17 protein-coding genes and 1 pseudogene are annotated in these 17,363 nt (G+C 70.2%); 13 read left to right on the top strand and 5 right to left on the bottom strand.

What is annotated here, in order from left to right:
- Positions 1 to 30 precede the first annotated feature (30 nt).
- Positions 31 to 1,335 (bottom strand): RNA-guided endonuclease InsQ/TnpB family protein, encoded by a 1,305-nt coding sequence (locus ABN273_RS41035; RefSeq protein WP_349454774.1) that lies wholly within the window; start codon positions 1,333 to 1,335, stop codon positions 31 to 33.
- A 160-nt stretch (positions 1,336 to 1,495) separates the two neighbouring features.
- On the opposite strand from ABN273_RS41035, the pseudogene ABN273_RS59840 reads away from it, so the two are divergent.
- From ABN273_RS59840 to ABN273_RS41020, 3 genes and pseudogenes are all read left to right on the top strand, one after another.
- A pseudogene (locus ABN273_RS59840) lies at positions 1,496 to 1,594 on the top strand (transposase); the annotation flags it as partial.
- Positions 1,595 to 1,724: 130 nt separating this feature from the next.
- Positions 1,725 to 4,862, top strand: a complete 3,138-nt coding sequence (locus tag ABN273_RS41025) for a DEAD/DEAH box helicase (protein ID WP_349454773.1) — start codon at positions 1,725 to 1,727, stop codon at positions 4,860 to 4,862.
- Positions 4,863 to 4,864: 2 nt separating this feature from the next.
- A complete protein-coding gene (locus ABN273_RS41020) occupies positions 4,865 to 5,641 on the top strand; it encodes an SWIM zinc finger family protein (protein ID WP_349454771.1) in 777 nt (258 codons plus the stop codon).
- 272 nt (positions 5,642 to 5,913) lie between these two features.
- Here ABN273_RS41020 and ABN273_RS41015 read toward each other — a convergent pair whose 3' ends face one another.
- The 4 genes from ABN273_RS41015 to ABN273_RS41000 all read right to left on the bottom strand — a co-directional run bounded on the left by ABN273_RS41015 (position 5,914) and on the right by ABN273_RS41000 (position 9,645).
- Positions 5,914 to 7,101 carry a CU044_5270 family protein gene (locus tag ABN273_RS41015; protein WP_349454770.1) on the bottom strand — a complete coding sequence of 396 codons (1,188 nt, stop codon included), beginning with the start codon at positions 7,099 to 7,101 and terminating at the stop codon, positions 5,914 to 5,916.
- Positions 7,098 to 7,661 (bottom strand): RNA polymerase sigma factor, encoded by a 564-nt coding sequence (locus ABN273_RS41010; RefSeq protein ID WP_349454769.1) that lies wholly within the window; start codon positions 7,659 to 7,661, stop codon positions 7,098 to 7,100. Before ABN273_RS41010 ends, ABN273_RS41015 begins: the two co-directional genes overlap by 4 nt.
- Positions 7,662 to 7,792: 131 nt before the next feature.
- Entirely contained in the window at positions 7,793 to 8,389 is a 597-nt protein-coding gene (locus tag ABN273_RS41005) for a recombinase family protein (protein WP_349454767.1), read from the bottom strand.
- A 317-nt stretch (positions 8,390 to 8,706) separates the two neighbouring features.
- Positions 8,707 to 9,645, bottom strand: coding sequence for a diacylglycerol/lipid kinase family protein (locus tag ABN273_RS41000; protein WP_349454765.1), 939 nt, complete (start codon positions 9,643 to 9,645; stop codon positions 8,707 to 8,709).
- 179 nt (positions 9,646 to 9,824) lie between these two features.
- On the opposite strand from ABN273_RS41000, the gene ABN273_RS40995 reads away from it, so the two are divergent.
- The 10 genes from ABN273_RS40995 to ABN273_RS40950 all read left to right on the top strand — a co-directional run bounded on the left by ABN273_RS40995 (position 9,825) and on the right by ABN273_RS40950 (position 17,357).
- Positions 9,825 to 10,586, top strand: coding sequence for a class I SAM-dependent methyltransferase (locus ABN273_RS40995; protein WP_349454764.1), 762 nt, complete (start codon positions 9,825 to 9,827; stop codon positions 10,584 to 10,586).
- Positions 10,587 to 10,831: 245 nt separating this feature from the next.
- Positions 10,832 to 11,212: a phage holin family protein gene (locus ABN273_RS40990; protein WP_349454763.1), complete on the top strand. Its 381-nt coding sequence runs from the start codon at positions 10,832 to 10,834 to the stop codon at positions 11,210 to 11,212.
- Complete coding sequence (locus tag ABN273_RS40985; RefSeq protein ID WP_349454761.1) at positions 11,209 to 11,811, top strand: DUF3618 domain-containing protein; 603 nt, start codon at positions 11,209 to 11,211, stop codon at positions 11,809 to 11,811. Before ABN273_RS40990 ends, ABN273_RS40985 begins: the two co-directional genes overlap by 4 nt.
- 33 nt (positions 11,812 to 11,844) lie before the next feature.
- Positions 11,845 to 12,270: a protease inhibitor I42 family protein gene (locus tag ABN273_RS40980; protein WP_349454760.1), complete on the top strand. Its 426-nt coding sequence runs from the start codon at positions 11,845 to 11,847 to the stop codon at positions 12,268 to 12,270.
- 87 nt (positions 12,271 to 12,357) lie between these two features.
- Positions 12,358 to 13,071 carry a DUF1838 family protein gene (locus ABN273_RS40975; protein WP_349454759.1) on the top strand — a complete coding sequence of 238 codons (714 nt, stop codon included), beginning with the start codon at positions 12,358 to 12,360 and terminating at the stop codon, positions 13,069 to 13,071.
- Positions 13,061 to 13,465, top strand: coding sequence for an HIT family protein (locus tag ABN273_RS40970; protein WP_349454757.1), 405 nt, complete (start codon positions 13,061 to 13,063; stop codon positions 13,463 to 13,465). Before ABN273_RS40975 ends, ABN273_RS40970 begins: the two co-directional genes overlap by 11 nt.
- 15 nt (positions 13,466 to 13,480) lie before the next feature.
- Positions 13,481 to 14,659, top strand: coding sequence for a sensor histidine kinase (locus tag ABN273_RS40965; RefSeq protein WP_349454756.1), 1,179 nt, complete (start codon positions 13,481 to 13,483; stop codon positions 14,657 to 14,659).
- Between the two features lie 33 nt (positions 14,660 to 14,692).
- The gene (locus ABN273_RS40960) at positions 14,693 to 15,445 is read left to right on the top strand and encodes a LytR/AlgR family response regulator transcription factor (RefSeq protein WP_349454754.1); all 753 of its coding nucleotides are present in this window, start codon (positions 14,693 to 14,695) and stop codon (positions 15,443 to 15,445) included.
- Entirely contained in the window at positions 15,445 to 15,873 is a 429-nt protein-coding gene (locus ABN273_RS40955) for a hypothetical protein (RefSeq protein WP_349454828.1), read from the top strand. The genes ABN273_RS40960 and ABN273_RS40955 overlap by 1 nt, the downstream gene beginning before the upstream one ends.
- A complete protein-coding gene (locus ABN273_RS40950; RefSeq protein WP_349454752.1) occupies positions 15,870 to 17,357 on the top strand; it encodes a sodium/solute symporter in 1,488 nt (495 codons plus the stop codon). The genes ABN273_RS40955 and ABN273_RS40950 overlap by 4 nt, the downstream gene beginning before the upstream one ends.
- Positions 17,358 to 17,363: the final 6 nt, after the last annotated feature.

Here is a 17,363-nt window from a genome sequence, read left to right as displayed (position 1 = left end):
CCTGAAGGAGGGCGGGGATTCCCGTGCCGCTTACGCGGCAGCTCGCGGTGCGCAGTGCGTACCGCGAGCTATGGAACGGGGTGCTTGACGCTTCACGGACCCGGCCGGTGCCTGGAGGTCTCCACGCCCTGAGACGACCAGCCCGGCCGCCTTGCGGTTTTTGATGTTCTTTGCGGCGTTGACGTCGGCGTGCTCGACATGACCGCACGTGGTGCACCTGAAGACCGCTTGACTCTCGCGGGACTTCGGGTCCACCGCCGTGCACGCCGAGCACCTCTGGGACGTGTACGCGGGGTTGACCTTGACGATGACGCTGCCGGTGTAGCGCGCCTTGGAGATCAGCGCCCTCTCCAGCCCGTACCAACCCTTGTTGAGGATCGCCTGGTTGAGGCCGCTCTTTTGCGCGACGTTTTTGCCCGGGCGTTCCAGGGTGCCCTTGGCGGAGGCGGTCATGTTCGTGACCTGGAGATCTTCCACGACCACGGTGGCGTGGTCGCGGGTCAGGCGGTGGGCTGTCTGGGTGTTGAAGTCCGCCCGGCGCGTGCGGAGGCGCCCCATCAGTGCCCCCAGCGCGGCCACCACCTTCTTACGCCGCTTCGACCCCCGCTGCGTGCGGACCAGACGGCGCTGGAGCCGCAGGTAGCGCTCGGCCTCCTTGGCGGAAAGGAACGCGCCACCAGGCTCGCCCTCGCCGGGTGGGGTGTGGGTGGAGACGGTGTGCTCGGTCACATGCGCGCGGTCGAAGAACTCCCCCTCCGAGGTGGTCGCGGCGGTGACCACGCCCCGGTCCACCCCGGCCTCGGTGCCGGGCAGTAGGTGCTCGGCAGCTCCGGGCAGTCCGTCGTCGATGAGGAAGCTGACGAACCAGTGCCGTCCGTCGAAACAGACGGTGGCAGACTTGACCCGCCCACCCAAGGGGCGGGACAGGCGGAACTTGGCCCAGCCGAACTTGGGCAAGAACACCCGCCCCCACTTACGGCCCAGCTTCTCCACCGGGGTGTGCGCGGGAGTGGGGAAGCGGAACGACGGCTTCCACCGCGCCCGGCTCTTCCAGCGGATCTTCCAGGTGCCGTGGCGGCGGCACGCCTGGTCCAGGTCCTTGAGAATCTGCTGCAGGACCTGGGCGGGCGCCTCGGCCAGCCAGGGAAAGTCCGCCTTGGCCTCGGCCAGCTGGGCGCACTGTTGCGCGTAGCCGATATACGCGCCGCGCCGCCGGTACTCCCGGCGCTGTTCCAGTGCTGTGTTCCACACGCTGCGGCAGATCCCTGCCACCTTCTCGGCGATCAGAACCTGGCCGAAGTCGAGCTCTAACCGGTACCTGCGCCCAGCCAACACGTGCGAAACACCTCCCCCAGCGGTCCCTCCGCTCACAGCGACTCGAACACATTATCGTCCGATCTCTGAGTCAGGAGACGGAATACCGACGTGGCAGACACGTAGTTTCAGCGATGCACGTCCATCTGGTCTTCGTCACTAAATACCGCAGGAACGTCACGGCCACTTCTGGCCACCCAGCTACTTCGCCGCCTCCTGCGGCGGAGCCCCACTATCGATCATCAGCCAGTACATCGAACAGCAGCGCCGACCAGTCTGAGGTTCCGGGTCCGCACTCCGCGCTCCGGGCTGCCCCGCCTACGGCGGGTCAGCCCCAAAGGGGATCGCATTCACCCCCCGGCCTGCAGTGAAGGCCAAGGCCTTCTGCGGATCTCCGGTAACCTGCCGGGGTGCTGGTACACGGGGTCTGGTCGGCCGACGGGCTCGCCTTCTGGGCGGAGACCGCCGACGCCGCGCCCTCTGCGACCCGGCGGCGGCACGCCCGGACCGGCGATGCGCCCTCGGCGGCTCGGCTGCCCACCCAAACCCGCGGCGACGGCCGGCCGCGCCAGAGTGGCGGCGACGGCGTGCAGCGCCCAGGTGGCGCCCCCCATCCGTTCGCCGTCCCGGCGGCCGGCATCGCCGCCGAGCTGGGCCTCGACGAGCCGCCGTCACGGACGCTGGAGCTGCTCCTGCCCGGCTCGGCCAAGGGGCCGCTGCCCTCGCCGGAGACCGGGCGGCTGGCCGAAGTGGCGCGCCCGCGGCTGCGCCTCTGGCAGGTTCCCGCCGTCGTGCCGCCGGCCGCGCAGGCGCTGCACGTGCTGGCCGAGCAGACCGGCACCGCGACCATGCGTCACTGGGCCGCCGTCGCCGCCTTCGCCCGCGACCTGGTACGCCGGGGCCGCGTCATCCCGCAGCTCATCCCCGACGCGACCGCCCCCAAGCCCGCCACCGGCCCCGACCCCGACCCCGGCCTCGAGCCCGAGCCCGAGCCCGAGCCCGAGCCCGAGCCCGAGCCCGAGCCCGAGCTGGACGAGTCCATGGCCATGTGGTCGATCCCGCGGGACGGCGCGCGGGCCGTGTGGCGGCCCGTGGTGACCGGGGTCGATGCCGGGTATTTCCGGGAGCTGGCGCTGGCCATGCCGCCCGCGTGCCGAACCTCCAGCACCGAGCGGCCGTCCGCGGACGTCCTCCGCGAGTCCCTCGAAGCGTTCACCGACGCGCTCGTCCGGGAGGCGCTCACCGAGCCCCTGGTCGTCAGGCCCAGGACGCTCCACGAGCGCTGGCTGGCCGCCCTGACCGGCGACACGCCGGAATGTCCCGATGTCCCGGACCTTCGCCGGGAGCTGGAGAAGTGGCGCGACTCGGTCGGGTCGGCCGAGGGCGCGACCAGGGTGTGCTTCCGCCTGCTGGAGCCCGCCGACACCGACGACTGGCGGGTCGAGCTGGCGTTGCAGGCCGCCGACGACCCCAGCCTGTACGTCCCCGCCACCCGCGTCTGGAGCGGCGGGCAGGTGACGGGGCTGCCGGGCAGGCCCGAGAGGGAGCTGCTCGCCGGGCTGGGCCGGGCCGTCAGGCTCTATCCCGAGCTGGACCACGCCCTGCGCGGGCCCAGGCCGAGCGAGCTGGCGCTGGACACGGCGGGCGCGTTCGGGTTCCTGAGGCAGGCGGCGCCCCTGCTGCAGGCGGCCGGGTTCGGCGTGCAGCTGCCGCGCTGGGCCGGGCGTACGAAGCTGGGGCTGAAACTGACCACCAGGACCAAGGCGCAGACGGCGGCCACCGGCCAGGGGTTCGGGATGCGGGAGCTGGTCGACTTCCGCGTCGAGCTGGCGGTGGGCGGCGAGACGATCAGCGAGGCGGAGCTGGCCGAGCTGGCCCGGCTGAAGGTGCCGCTGGTCAGGGTGCGCGGCCAGTGGGTGGAGCTGGACGACCGGCAGCTCAAGGCCGCGCTCAGGGCCGTGGCGGGCTCCCGTACGGGCGAGGCGACCGCCTCCGACATGCTGCGCCACATCGTCGGCGCCGACCTCTGGGGCGACGACGAGCTGCCGCTGGTGGAGGTGGACGCCGACGGCGTGCTCGGCGACCTGCTGTCCGGCCAGGCCGAGCGGCGGCTCGTGCCGGTCAGGACCCCGGCCGGGCTGGACGCCACGCTCAGGCCCTACCAGGAGCGCGGCCTGGCCTGGCTGAGCTTCCTGTCGGAGCTGGGCCTCGGCGGGGTGCTGGCCGATGACATGGGGCTGGGCAAGACCGTCACCACGCTGGCCCTGCTCGTCCACGAGCGGGCCGACACGCCCACACTCCTCGTCTGTCCCATGTCCCTCGTCGGCAACTGGCAGCGTGAGGCCGCCAGGTTCGCCCCTGACCTGCGCGTCTACGTGCACCACGGCAGCGGGCGCGACGCCGCCCTGATCCCGCACGCCGATCTCGTGATCACCACGTACGGCACCGCCCACCGCGACCTGGAGTCGCTCAAACAGCACGAGTGGCGCAGGGTCGTGTGCGACGAGGCCCAGGCGATCAAGAACAGCGGCACACTGCAGGCCCAGGCCGTACGGTCCATCCCCACCGGCACGAGGCTCGCCCTGACGGGCACCCCGGTCGAGAACCATCTGGCCGAGCTCTGGTCGATCATGGAGTTCGCCAACCCGGGGCTGCTGGGGCCGCGTTCCCGGTTCAGGACCCGCTTCCAGGAGCCGATCGAGGCCCGCCAGGACGAGCAGGCCGCTCAGGCGCTCAAGCGGGCGACCGGCCCGTTCATCCTCCGGCGCGTCAAAACCGACAAATCGATTATTTCTGATTTGCCGGAGAAGCTGGAGGTCAAGGAGTGGTGCCCGCTCACCACGGAGCAGGCCACGCTCTACCAGGCCGTCGTTGACGACATGCTGGCCAAGATCGAAGGAAGCGAGGGCATCGAGCGGCGCGGGCTGGTGCTGGCGGCCATGGCCAAGCTCAAGCAGGTCTGCAACCACCCGGCCCACCTGCTCAAGGACGGCTCCCGGCTGTCGGGCCGGTCCGGCAAGCTCATCCGCCTGGAGCAATTGTCCGAAGAAATCCTGGCAGAAGGTGAAAAGGCCCTACTTTTCACGCAATATGCCGAATTCGGGAGCATGCTCCAGCCGTACCTCGCCCAGCGGCTCGACACCACCGTGCTCTGGCTGCACGGCGGCCTGCCCAAGAAGACGCGCGACCGCCTGGTCGACCGGTTCCAGCACGACGACGAGCCGATGTTGTTCGTGCTGTCGCTCAGGGCGGCCGGGGTGGGGCTCAATCTGACGGCCGCCAACCACGTCATCCACGTGGACCGCTGGTGGAACCCGGCCGTCGAGGACCAGGCCACCGACCGGGCGTTCCGCATCGGGCAGCGCAAGAACGTGCAGGTGCGCAAGCTCATCTGCGCGGGCACCCTCGAAGAGCGCGTCGACCAGATGATCGAGCGCAAGAAGGCCCTGGCCGAGCGGGTGGTGGGCACCGGAGAGGACTGGCTGACGGACCTGTCGACCGACGAGCTGCGTGAGGTGTTCAGGCTCACGGCGGAAGGGGTGGGCTGACGATGCCGGACGACAGGCGAACCTGGTTCCACGCCGCCAAGCCGATCAAGGTGGAGGGCGGACTCAAGGCCCGCACGCGGCGGGGCACCATCGGGTCCACCTGGTGGTCCAGGCGTTTCATCGACATCCTGGAGCGGATCTGCGACAAGGGCCGCCTCACCCGCGGGCGCGCCTACGCCCGCCAGGGCCAGGTCCTGTCGGTCGACCTGTCTCCCGGGGAGGTCCGGGCGGCCGTCCAGGGGTCGCGGCGCAAGCCGTACGAGGTCGTGATCAGGATCGAGGCGTACGGCGAGCGGCGCTGGGCCGCCATCGAGGAGTCGATCGCCGAGCAGGCCGTCTACCGGGCCAAGCTGCTGGCGGGAGAGATGCCGACGGAGATCGAGGAGCTGTTCGCGGCGCTGGGGATCGACCTGTTCCCGCGCGATCTCGACATGGACTGCTCGTGCCCCGACTGGGGCTTCCCGTGCAAGCACCTGTCGGCGGTGCTCTATCTGCTGGCCGAGTCGTTCGACGACGACCCGTTCCTGGTGCTGGCCTGGCGCGGCCGCACCCGGGAGCAGCTGCTCGGCTCGCTGGCGGAGGACGTGCCCAGGCTGGAGGTGGAGGACGTGCCGTTCGCCGACCGGCTGGCCGACTTCTACGCCCCCGGCGCCACCGCGCACCGGCCAGAACGCCGCCCCACGACGGGCGCCCCCGACCTGCTCCTGCGCGTCTTCCCGCCACCCGCCGACCTGGCCAGGACGCTCACCCCGGCCTACCGGTCGCTCGCCGACTCCTGACCCGGGCCCGCCCCGGGCACCCCGGGTGGCGACGTCGCATCGCGGGCGCGCGTCGGTCCGTTCGAGCTCGACATGAGCAAACAGCTCGACCTCGGGCCAGTCTCGGGCCTGGAAGTCCAGCAGGCCCGCTGATCCATGCAGGAGGCCAAGGCCGCGTGAGCGCCGTTGTCGTCCCTACAGAGATCCAGAACGACATGAACGCGCCTGTCAGCTGAGTCGTCTACCGCGCGGACCCCGGCCGCGCGCTCATCGCCGCCGGGGTCGGCACACATTCATTCCCCCTTCTTGCACCCCTTCGGCGGAGACGCCGGCGGCCCGGTCCAGCCCGACTCGGGGCCGCGGGCTTGGTAGCTCATGACCTCACCCTTGGTCGCCCCCAGAGCGGTGCGGGCCGCATAGGAAACGCGCGAGAGCGTCTCCCCCGTCCCCGGGTCGAGGATCTGCCTGTAGTAGACCGGCAACTCCTTGCGCGGCTTGTTGGAGTACACCAGGGAGCCTCCGGCCCCGCCGAAATCCACGGATATGCCCCTTCTGCCCAGCGGATCCGTCACAGTGCCCACGACCTTGGTGGCCGGCAGATCGGCCAGGACGCGGATGATCGCGGCGCGCTGGGCAGGGCTGAGCGGCATGCCCAGGAGGTTCGCGATAGTCGGCAGGAACTTCTCGAAAGGCTGCGTGAAGCCGCGGCCGTTCCAGATCTCGTGGTAGGCGTGAAGCTGCTTCATGAGCTCGGCCGGATCGGTGGGGATCGCCGCCAGATCCACCATGGTGAACTCGCTGACCGTTGTGTCGGGATAAGTTCCCGTGGGATCGACCTTCAACGTGTACCTGCAGTCCTTCGGCTCATTGGCGACCGGAATCGAACCGCACGGCCCACTGTTCTCGCAGTGGCCCTTGACCCGGTCAGGAGCTCCCGCCGCCCGCCAGTCGCGCTCGTCCTCGGTCGTGGCCGGGCGGGCGGCGCCCTGCCGCCACAACTGCCTGAGCACCAGATTGGCGGGGTCGCGCGGCACCCAGGTCTCACTGCGGTCGACCACTACAAGCGTGTAACCGCCGCTGGACAGGTGGTTGCCGTCGATCCTCACATCGCGCCAGTAGGCGCCGCTTTCCGCGGGGAACTTCTCGATCCTGTCGGCCAAGTCGAACAGTTCCTGGTTGGTTCTCGGCGGCTTGAGCACGGCAGGGGCTGATGCCAGATTCGTCACCAGCGCGAAGACCAGAGCCACGATCGCCGCCGTGGCCAGCGGCGCCCACAAGGCCCACAGGCGGGGCCGGGCCCGCGAGCCTGGGACGGGCGTCGAGCGGCTCCGTCCCTGGCGCAATAGCCTGCGCGAGGGTTCTCCTTGTGCCTCGGCGGTGGCCATCGACAGCATGTCGTCAGCGGAGATGCGTGATCCGCGATCCAGTGAAGCCGGGCGGGCCATGGCAAGCAGGTCCATCGCGTCGGGCTTGCGGCTCATCGGAGTTTCCTTCCTGGAACGGTCACGGGCTTTCGGGATGTGGTGGTACTGGTGACTTCGATCGCCGACTGCAGTCGGCGACGCGCTCGATGCAGTCGGACGAAGAAGGCCGCCTTGGTGCAACCGACTACCTCGGCCGCTTCCGTGGTGGATAAGCCATGCCAGGTGGTCAGGGTCAGGATCTCTTTGTCGGCTTCGGACAAGCCGGCCAGGGCGCGGAGTACGGCGACTCGCTCCGTGGCGTGTTCGCCTACGTCGGTGGCCGCCTCTTCCATCCACGTTCTCAGTTCGGCTTCTAGAGATTCACGCCGGGCAGCCTGCCGGAAGTTGTCGCGCAGGATGTTGCGAGCAACGTGGAGGAGCCATGGCAACTGCGCGTGGGCGGGGATGCTGTTCAGACGCCGCCAAGCCACCAGGAAGGTCTCGCTGACCACTTCCTCCGCGAGTTGATGTCCGGCGCGACTTGCTGCATAGCCGTACACCCGCGCCTGGTAGGTGTCGTAGAGCGCGGTGAAGCGCTCATGTGGGTTTGGCAAGCCGGTTCCTTCGGTCAGGGACAAACGTTCATAGAGCAAGTGGTCCGAAGGACGGCTTTCTTACATCCCGATTCCGCTTCTTCCCAACAGTTCGACCTCGGGCCCCTACCAGGACCCGACCCCGAGCGGGCCGACTGACCGACCCCGTGTCCCGCCTACGCCCTCTCCGGGACCTTCTTTGGCTGGCGGCGCACGGTGTCGCCCTTCAGATGCCCGTACACCGTCGAGCGCGGCACCCCGAACAAGTCCGCGATCTGCTGAACGGTCTTGTCCCGCATGTCGTACAGCTCCTGGGCGAGAGCGGCCTGGTCGGCGGTGAGCTTGGGCCGGCGTCCACCGACCCGGCCGCGGGCACGGGCGGAGGCCAGGCCGTCCATAGTGTTGGCCACGATCAGCTCGCGCTGCAGCTCGGCCAGGACCGACAGCATGCCGAACATCGCGCGGCCCTCCATCGTGGCAGTGTCGATGCCCTGCTCGATCACATGCAGTCCCACCCCGCGTTCGCGCAGGTCCGCCCCGAGGGTGACCAAGTGCAGGACCGAGCGCGACAGCCGGTCCAGCCGGGTGACCTTCAGCGTGTCGCCCTCGCGCAGCAGCTTGAGAACCAGGTCGAGGCTGGGCCGGGAGGACTTGGCGCCACTGGCCTTGTCCAGATGGATGGCATCGCGGTCGACGCCCGCGCGCAGCAGCGCGTCGATCTGGTGGTCGGGGTTTTGGTCGGCGGTACTGATCCGCGCGTAGCCGAAGAGCACTGTCGAAATCTACTCCACGGACCGTTCACCGACATTGATTTTCGACACGAGTTATCGACAGCACCCACCTGTGGTTCCATGATCGACTCGGCGAGTGTCGACAGACGACCGTTACTCGACACTGACATAACCAACCTCGTGACCGCACAGGGTAGCGATGATTACGCAGCGCTACTTTGCGGCTGGTGACGCGGACCCGAGTGGAGGGCCCACGATCGGGCCGACGCGCCCACGGGGGACACACGGCCGTGCTGGGAGCGCCACGTCAGCGGGCGCGGGTGCGGCAGGCACGTGTGCGGCGGCGGTCGCAGGTGAGGTCAGCGGTCCTCGAAGGAGGCGGGCACCATGACGCGTACGCCGTTGGGGACCACGCGCAGCCGGATCGGGGTGCGCAGCCGCACCTCGCCGTCCACGTCGGCCGCCATCGGCGGGTCGGTCTCCAGCAGCATCTCCCGCCCCACCACGAACGGTCCCCCGGCGAGGCTGCGCCACCGCCCGGTGGTCGCCCTGATCAGGGTCTCGCCGAGCAGCCGCAGCTTCTTGCCCGAGCCGAGCTGGTAGGCGACCAGCATGCCGTTGTCGATGCTGATGTCCCTGGCCACCTGCCAGCCGCCGTGGAAGCGGCCGTTGGCGATGTTGAGCTGGTGGGTGAGGAGCTCGTGGCGCTGCCCCTCCACCGTGATGTACGCGCGGAACGGCGTGTGCCCGGGCAGGATGGTCAGCGCGGTCAGCGGGTAGGCGGGACGCCCCACGATGCGTTTGAGCCACGGCTTGACCTTGCCCGCCACCTCGACGGAGACGCCGAAGCTGGCGAGGTTGGCGAACGGCCGGTCGTCGGCCATGCCGAGGTCGATGTCGGCCACCTTGCCGGTGGCGAACACCCTGATCGCCCCGGCCAGGTCGAGCGGGAGGCCGAGGCTTCTGGCGAAGTTGTTGGTGGTGCCGAGCGGCAGCACGCCGAGCGCCACGTCGCGGTGGGCCACGTGGCGGACGGCGGAGGAGAGGGTGCCGTCGCCGCCGCCCACGATGAGCAGGTCGGGGTCGGTGGCCAGGGCCGTGTCGAGCAGTTCGCGCAGCCGCTTGGGGTTGTAGACCGACAGCTCGGCCAGCGGCTCGAACCCGAGGTTGTGGATCTGCTCGATGACCTCGAAGTAGTGGCGGCGGCCACGGCGCGAGCGAGTGTTCACCACCACTGCCACCTTGCGATCCCTCTGGATCGCCTCGGTGTGCTCGTCCTTGGTGCGCAGTTCGCTCATGGTCATCATCGTAGGTGCAAGACCCCGCTACCTGTGGCCGCCCGCTGAACGCGACTGACCATAGGGGTCCGCCGGGGTGGCCCGGCGGCCTCTTGAGCTTACCGCCGTGGATGGAAGATCAGGTCCGCATGCCCCCCCGCGCCGCCAGGTGGAAGATCGGGCCCGCTTAGGATCCTGACATGAGGTTTTCGGGGGCGGAGGACAAGTGGCGCGCGCGGCTGGGCACGCTGCGCGACGTCGTCCGGCAGGACCTCGTCACCCGCCAGCTCGCCGAGCACCTCCCGAAGTCCCCCTGCCACGTCCTCGACGTGGGCTCCGGCCAGGGCACGCAGGCGCTCAGGATGGCCGCCAGGGGCCATCACGTCATCGCGCTCGACGCCTCCCGCGACCTCCTTCGCCTCCTGGAGGCCGGGATCCAGCCGGGCATGGCCGTCCGCACGGTCCAGGCCGAGGCCGAGCGGCTGGGAGAGCTGTTCGAGCCGGGCAGCTTCGACGTCGTCCTCTGCCACGGCTTGCTGATGTACTTCGACGACCCCGGCCCGCTCCTCGCCGATCTCGCCCGCCTCCTGACCTCCGGAGGCATGCTCTCCCTCCTCGTCCGCAACGGCGACGCCCTCGCCATGCGGCCCGGGCTCATGGGCGCCTGGCCGGAGGCGCTGCGGGCGTTCGAGGGCGACCACTACGTCAACAGGCTCGGCGTCCAGGCCAGGGCCGACCGGCTCGGCGAGCTCACGCGGCGGCTCGCCGTACACGGGCTGAAGGTACGTGAGTGGTACGGCGTGCGCGTGTTCTGCGACGCCGTGCCCGACGACGAGCCTGTCCCGGACGACCTCGAGGAGTTGCTGGCGGCGGAGGAGCGGGCGGGCAGGACCGACCCCTATCGGAGGGTGGCCGCGCTGACTCACCTCATCTGCGAGAAGACTTATATAAGCCATACCTGAAGTTGTAGAATATTTGGTATGAAACCTCCGGGATCGTGGTGTGAGCGGCCCGAGCCACAGGCTCCTTCCTGCGAGCTCCCGTCTCCATGGAGCAAGCCGAAGCAGCCGGACAGCTGGTGCGAGGTGGAGAAGGACCCTGTGGTGTCCGCTCTGGGGCTCCTGCTGAAGGTCGCCAAGCGTAATAGCCGGTGATAGAAGACCGTTTGCCTGGGTAGTCGCCTTCCTCAGCGGAGGAGGCGAACGTCGTGAACGACACCCACAAGCTGGTCAACGACCTCTCCGAGCAGGTCTCCAGGCTCGTGAGGGACGAGTTCCGCCTGGCCAGGATGGAGCTGGCGGAAAAGGGCAAGCGCGCGGGGTTCGGCGCGGGGCTGTTCGGCGCGGCGGGGACGGCCGCGTTCTTCGGTGGTGCCGCGCTCGTGACCGCCGTCATCCTGCTGCTCGCCCTGGCGCTCCCCGGCTGGGCGGCCGCCGCCATCGTGGCGGGAGCGCTGTTCATCGTCGCCGGGCTGCTCGGCCTGACCGGTAGGAGCCAGGTGAAACGAGTCGGCCCACCCGTCCCGTACGAGACCCTCGCGAGCGTCAAGGCCGACATCGACATGGTCAAGGAGAGGGCACGGCGATGAGCGAGACCGACCCCGGATACAGCGAGCAACACGCGGGCAACGTAGGCGCCCGCCGGGCGATGGTGGGCACACCGACCGAGCGCGAGTCCATCAACGTGCCTCCGACCAGGCCGGGCGCGGCGGAGAACGCCCAGCACGCGGAGGACGCCCGTGCGGAGCACGAGACATTCATCCCCGAACCCCCCATCCGCGACGAGCGGGCCGAGGTCGCCGAGAGCCAGCGAGCCGAGGAGGAGACCGTGCCCACGCCACACAGATCGCCGCTCCATGACGAGTCCTCCCCGCTCCATGGGGTGCGCCACTCGTCGACGTCCACGGGGACGCGCCACCAGGAGAAGGGCGACGTACGCAAGGACATCGAGGAGACCCGGCGAGAGCTGGGCGACACCCTCAGCGCGCTGGCCGCCAAGGCGGACGTGAAGGCCCGTGCGAGCCACGCGGCCGGGTCCGTCAAGGAAAGAGCGGCGGGCGTGGCCGGGTCCGTCAAAGGGAAGGCGTCGGCGGGCAAGCGGCCCCTGCTGCTGATGGCCGCCGGGGGCGCCGCGGCCGCCTTCGCCGTGCGCAGCATGATGCGGGACCATCGCCGCAGGTCCAGATAAGGACGCGCAGGTGCGGGCCGATAGCCTGCCGGAATGATTCGTCGAACGGCCGCCGCCGCCATGCTGGCTCTGCTGGTGGCGGGGTGCGGCGGGGGCTCAGCGGTGAGCGACCTCGGCACCGTGGTCAAGGGTGCCAAGGGCTCGACCGTACGTGCCGAGCTGCGCCCCGGGCAGCGGTTCTCGCTGGCCGTCGCCGACAACCCGTCGGTGGGCGACAACTGGGACCTGGTGGCGGTCCCGGACCCGAAGGTGGCCTCGTTCATCAGCGAGGAGCACGAGAGCAAGGGCGAGGGGGTCGGGGCGGGCCGCACCACCTACTTCGTGTTCAACAGCAAGCGCCCCGGAACGACGGAGATCAGGCTGCGCAACTGCTGGCGGTGCGGCCAGTCCACGACGCCGCCCAACGAGGAGAGCAGGCAGCAGTCGGGCGAGGCCGTATTCTCCGTCACCGTGCATTGACGTCTTCCCTGACGCTCGTCCAGTGCGACTGAACCGTCGCCGAAGATGGTGACAACATGTCACGAAGCAGCGGGTACTGTGGGGATCATGGATTTCATCCGGGTGCGCGCGTCCTCCGACGGTGCGGAGACGATCTCCTATTGGACCGGCGACGTGTACGGCTGGCAGGACGACGGCGGGCCGCACCACCTGTTCGGGTTCGAGGGGCTCAACGTGGCCAGGGCGGTCGAGGCCGACGGCGGCTGGCAGCTGCTGACCAGGGAGGCCGCCCTCTACCTCGACCCCAAGAGCAGGGAAGTGCTCGACTCCTGGGACAACCCGTTCACCGAACGCACGGTCGAGGTGCAGCACGTCTTCAACGACCCGGTCAACCAGCGGCTCGGCGCCTACCCGGTGCCCACGACCCGCCTGGGCGACCAGATCGTCTACAACGTGGACATCCGGCTGGCCTACCCTTCGCCGCTGAAGGTCGCAGACCATCCCGAGAACTCGGCGAGTGACACGTACCGGGCGCTGGAGCTGTTCCAGTTCTTCGTCTCGGCCAAGGACCTCGACTCGGGCGTGCCGGACGTGCCGTGCGTGTTCTCGTGGTGCCGGGTGTCGCCGTGGCTGCCGTGGATGGCGATGGGGCAGCGCGGGGGCGGGCTGGTCTACCACTGCAGGGGTGCCAAGGTGGCCGAGGTGCCGCAGCGCCTGCGCGAGCGGGTGGGCGAGCGGTTCCTGCACGCCCCCACCGACTGGTCGGCGCCCAATATGACCAGTTGGACGGCCTTTGTGGATAAGGTCAGGCGTGAGCACTGACCTGTTCTGCGAGATCATCGCGGGTGATCGACCGGCGACCATGGTCCACTCCGACGAGGTGGCCGTCTCGTTCCTGGACGCCCGGCCGGTCTTCAAGGGGCACGTGCTGGTGGTGCCCAGGGTCCACGTGGAGACGCTCGCCGACCTGACCAACGTGGGGCCGTTCTTCGAGCGGGTGCAGGCCATGGCCAGGGCGGTGGAGCAGGGGCTGCAGGTCGCCGGCACGTTCGTGGCCATGAACAACCGCGTCAGCCAGAGCGTGCCCCACCTGCACGTGCACATCGTGCCGCGCAACAACAAGGACGGGCTGCGTGGCTTCTTCTGGCCGCGGACCAAGTACGACTCCGCCGAGGAGGCCGGGTCGTACGCGGATCTGATCGCCAAAGCACTCTGAAGTAAGCTCCGCTGCGTGGAGTACGTGGTCGGCGTCGTCGTGGTGGCGGTGCTCGTCAGCGTGCCCGCGATCGTGCTCTGGCGCGTCATGCGGGGCCGCCGCGAGCTGGGCACCAGCCCGGCGGAGCGGGCCACGTTCGAGACGCTGCACACCGCCTCACTGGCCGGGCCGCCGCTGCGGGCCGGGCTGACCGCCGACGGCGCCGAGCGCGCCTCGCGGCACCTGCGCGCGCTGCTCGGTTGCGCCGCCCTCGCCATCACCGACGGCGAGCGGCTGCTCGTGTACGACGGCGCCGGGGACCACCACGCCGGCCAGGCGTTCGAGCACGCGGCCGCCACCTTGAAGGACGGCCGCACCCAAGTGCTGACCATCGACTGCCAACTGCTCGAATGCCCGATCCACCACGCCGTGGTCGTCCCGCTCACCACCGACGACCGGGTGGTCGGCGCCCTGGCCGCCTACGGGCAGACCGCCTCCGCGGGTCTGGTGAGGGCGGCGCAGGAGGTGGCCGGGTGGGTCGACTCCCAGCTGGAGCTGGCCGAGCTGGACCGCTCGCGCACGCTGCTCATGGAGGCCGAGGTGCGGGCGCTGCGCGCGCAGATCTCGCCGCACTTCATCTACAACTCGCTCACCACGATCGCCTCCTTCGTCCGCACCGACCCGGAGCGGGCCAGGGAGCTGCTGCTGGAGTTCGCCGACTTCACCCGCTACTCCTTCCGCAGGCACGGTGAGTTCACCACGCTCGCCGAGGAGCTGCGCTCGATCGACCGCTACCTGATCCTGGAGCGGGCCAGGTTCGGCGACCAGCTCCAGGTGACGCTGCGCATCGCGCCCGAGGTGCTGCCGGTCGCGGTGCCGTTCCTGTGTCTGCAGCCGCTGGTCGAGAATGCCGTCAGGCACGGCCTGGAGAGCCGCAACGGCGTCGGCCGCATCACGATCATCGCCGAGGATGCGGGGGCTGAGTGCCGCATCAGCGTCGAGGACGACGGGCTCGGCATGGACCCCGACCGGCTGCGCCGCATCCTCGCGGGTGACATCCCCGCCTCGGGCGGCGTCGGGCTGGCCAACGTGGACGAGCGGCTGCGTCAGGTGTACGGCGACGAGTACGGCCTCGTCGTCGAGACCGCCCAGGGGGCGGGCACTAAGGTCAACGTCAGGTTGCCGAAATATCACCCAGGCGTCTCTGCCCGTTGACCTCGATCTTTGTTGTCGGTTTTATCACTGTCTATGGCACAACTACGGGTTCTCGCGGTCGACGACGAACTGCCTGCCCTCGAAGACCTGTCGTACCTGCTGCGTGCCGATCCCCGCATCGGCGAGGTGGCCACCGCCAGGGACGGCGCGGCGGCGCTGCGGCTGCTCGACCGCGCCATCGCCGAGGGGCGGCCGATCGACGCGGTGTTCCTCGACATCCGCATGCGCGGGCTCGACGGGGTGGTGCTCGGGCGGCTGCTGTCGCAGTTCGCGAACCCGCCGCGGGTGGTGTTCGTGACGGCGTACGAGGAGCACGCCGTGGACGCGTTCGAGATCAAGGCCGAGGACTACCTGCTCAAGCCCGTACGCCCGGAGCGGCTGGCGGAGGCGATCAGGCGGGTGGCGGTCTCCGCCGACGTGCCCGTGGAGGGCGGGGAGACGGACACCATCCCGGTGGAGCTGGGCGGGGTGACGCGGTTCGTGTCCAGCGCCGACGTGATCTACGTGGAGGCGCAGGGGGACTACGCGCGGCTGCACACGGCGGCGGGCAGCCATCTGGTCCGCATCCCGCTGGCCACCCTGGAGGAGCGGTGGGCCTCGGCCGGGTTCGTCCGCGTGCACCGCAGCCATCTGGTGGCGGTCAAGCACATCGAGGAGCTGCACATCGACTCGGGCAAGTGCGCGGTGCGGGTCGGCGACACGGAGCTGCCGGTCAGCCGCCGCCACACCCGCGAACTACGGGACCTGCTGGTCCGGCGAGCCAGGAAGGCGAGGTCGGCGCCGTGATGAGCCCCGAGCCGCGGCCCGGACGCCGCGTGCCCCTGCCCAAGACCGACGCCTCGCGGCGGGAGACCCCGCGCAGGGTGGCCGTGATGAGCCCGCGCACGGCCGCCGCGCGCCGCCCCCGTTACCCGGCCACGAGGGAGATCGACGAGCAGACCCGGCTCGGCGAGGTCTACATGCGCTCGTACCTGCGTACCCAGTTCAGGCTGGCGCTGTTCGTGTGCACGGTGCTGGCCTGCGTGGTCGGCGGGCTGCCGCTGCTGTTCCTGCTCATCCCGCAGCTGCGCTCGGTGCACCTGCTCGGCGTCCCGCTCCCGTGGGCGGTGCTCGGCGGGCTCATCTACCCGGCCTTCGTCATCGGTGCCTGGCTGTACGTGCGCCAGGCCGAGCGCAACGAACGCCACTTCGCCGAGCTGGTCGAACGCCGATGAGTCTGACGGCGGTGCTGGTCGTCGTGGTGGCGGCCGTGCTCATCGGAGCGTTCGGGATCAGGTTCTCCCGTACCACCTCCGACTTCTACGTCGCCTCCCGCACGGTCAGCCCGCTCTGGAACGCCTCGGCCATCGGCGGCGAGTACCTGTCGGCGGCCTCGTTCCTGGGCATCGCCGGGCTCATCCTGTCGTTCGGCGTGGACATGCTCTGGCTGCCCGTCGGCTGGACCGGCGGGTACCTCGTGCTGCTGGTGCTGGTGTCGGCGCCGCTGCGGCGCTCGGGGGCGTACACGCTGCCGGACTTCGCCGAGGCCAGGCTCGAGTCGATGACCGTGCGCCGCACCGCGAGCGTGCTCGTCGTGCTGATCGGCTGGCTCTACCTCATGCCGCAGTTCCAGAGCGCCGGCCTGGTGCTGCGCACGATCACCGGCGCACCGGTGTGGGTCGGCGGGCTGCTGGTCGCGGTCGTGGTGGCGGTGAACGTGCTGTCCGGCGGCATGCGGTCGATCACGTTCGTGCAGGCGTTCCAGTACTGGCTCAAGCTGACGGCGCTGGCCGTGCCGCTGGTGTTCCTGATGATGGCGTGGAAGGCCGGCGGGACGCCCGCGGTGAGCGCGCAGGACGCCGCCACCTGGCAGGTGCCGCTGTCCGGCGGCAAGGAGTACGGGCTGTACTCGACGTACTCGCTGATCCTGGCCACGTTCCTGGGCACCATGGGCTTGCCGCACGTGCTGGTGCGGTTCTACACCAACCCGGACGGCCGGGCCGCGCGGCGTACCACGCTGGTCGTGCTGTCCCTGCTCGGGGCCTTCTACCTGCTGCCCGCCGTCTACGGCTGGCTCGGCCGGCTCTATGCGACCGACCTGGTGCGTACCGACACGGTCGTGCTGACGCTGCCCGCGCGGATGGTCGGCGGCACGCTCGGCGACGTGCTGACGGCGCTGGTCACGGCGGGGGCGTTCGCCGCGTTCCTGTCCACCTCGTCGGGGCTGACCGTGTCCGTGGCGGGCGTGATCGCGCAGGACCTGCTCAAGGGCGGGGTGCGCTCGTTCAGGATCGCCACGCTGATGGCGGTGGTGGTGCCGCTGGCCCTGGCGCTGTGGGCGCGGGCGCTGCCGGTGGCGGACGTGGTGGGGCTGGCGTTCGCGGTGGCGGCCTCGTCGTTCTGCCCGCTGCTCGTGCTGGGCATCTGGTGGCGCCGCCTGTCCACCACGGGGGCCCTGGCCGGGCTGCTCGTGGGCGGGGGGCTGGCGTGCGCGGCGGTGCTCGTCACGATCACCGCCGGCCCGCACGACGGGCCGGCGGGGGCTCTACTCGCCCAGCCGGCGGCGTGGACGGTGCCGGTCGCGTTCGCGGTGATGGTGTCGGTGTCGTTCCTGACGCCGCACCGGGTGCCGCCCGGGGTGGCCAGGACCATGGTGCGGCTGCACGCCCCGGAAGACCTCGACCTCGACCGCGGCGACTGGCGGCCCCGCTCGTCGTGATCCCGC

Source organism: Nonomuraea sp. B19D2, from assembly GCF_040137845.1.
Lineage (GTDB): Bacteria > Actinomycetota > Actinomycetes > Streptosporangiales > Streptosporangiaceae > Nonomuraea.
Note: the sequence above shows the minus strand (reverse complement) of the source record. Positions and strands in the feature narration are given on the sequence as shown.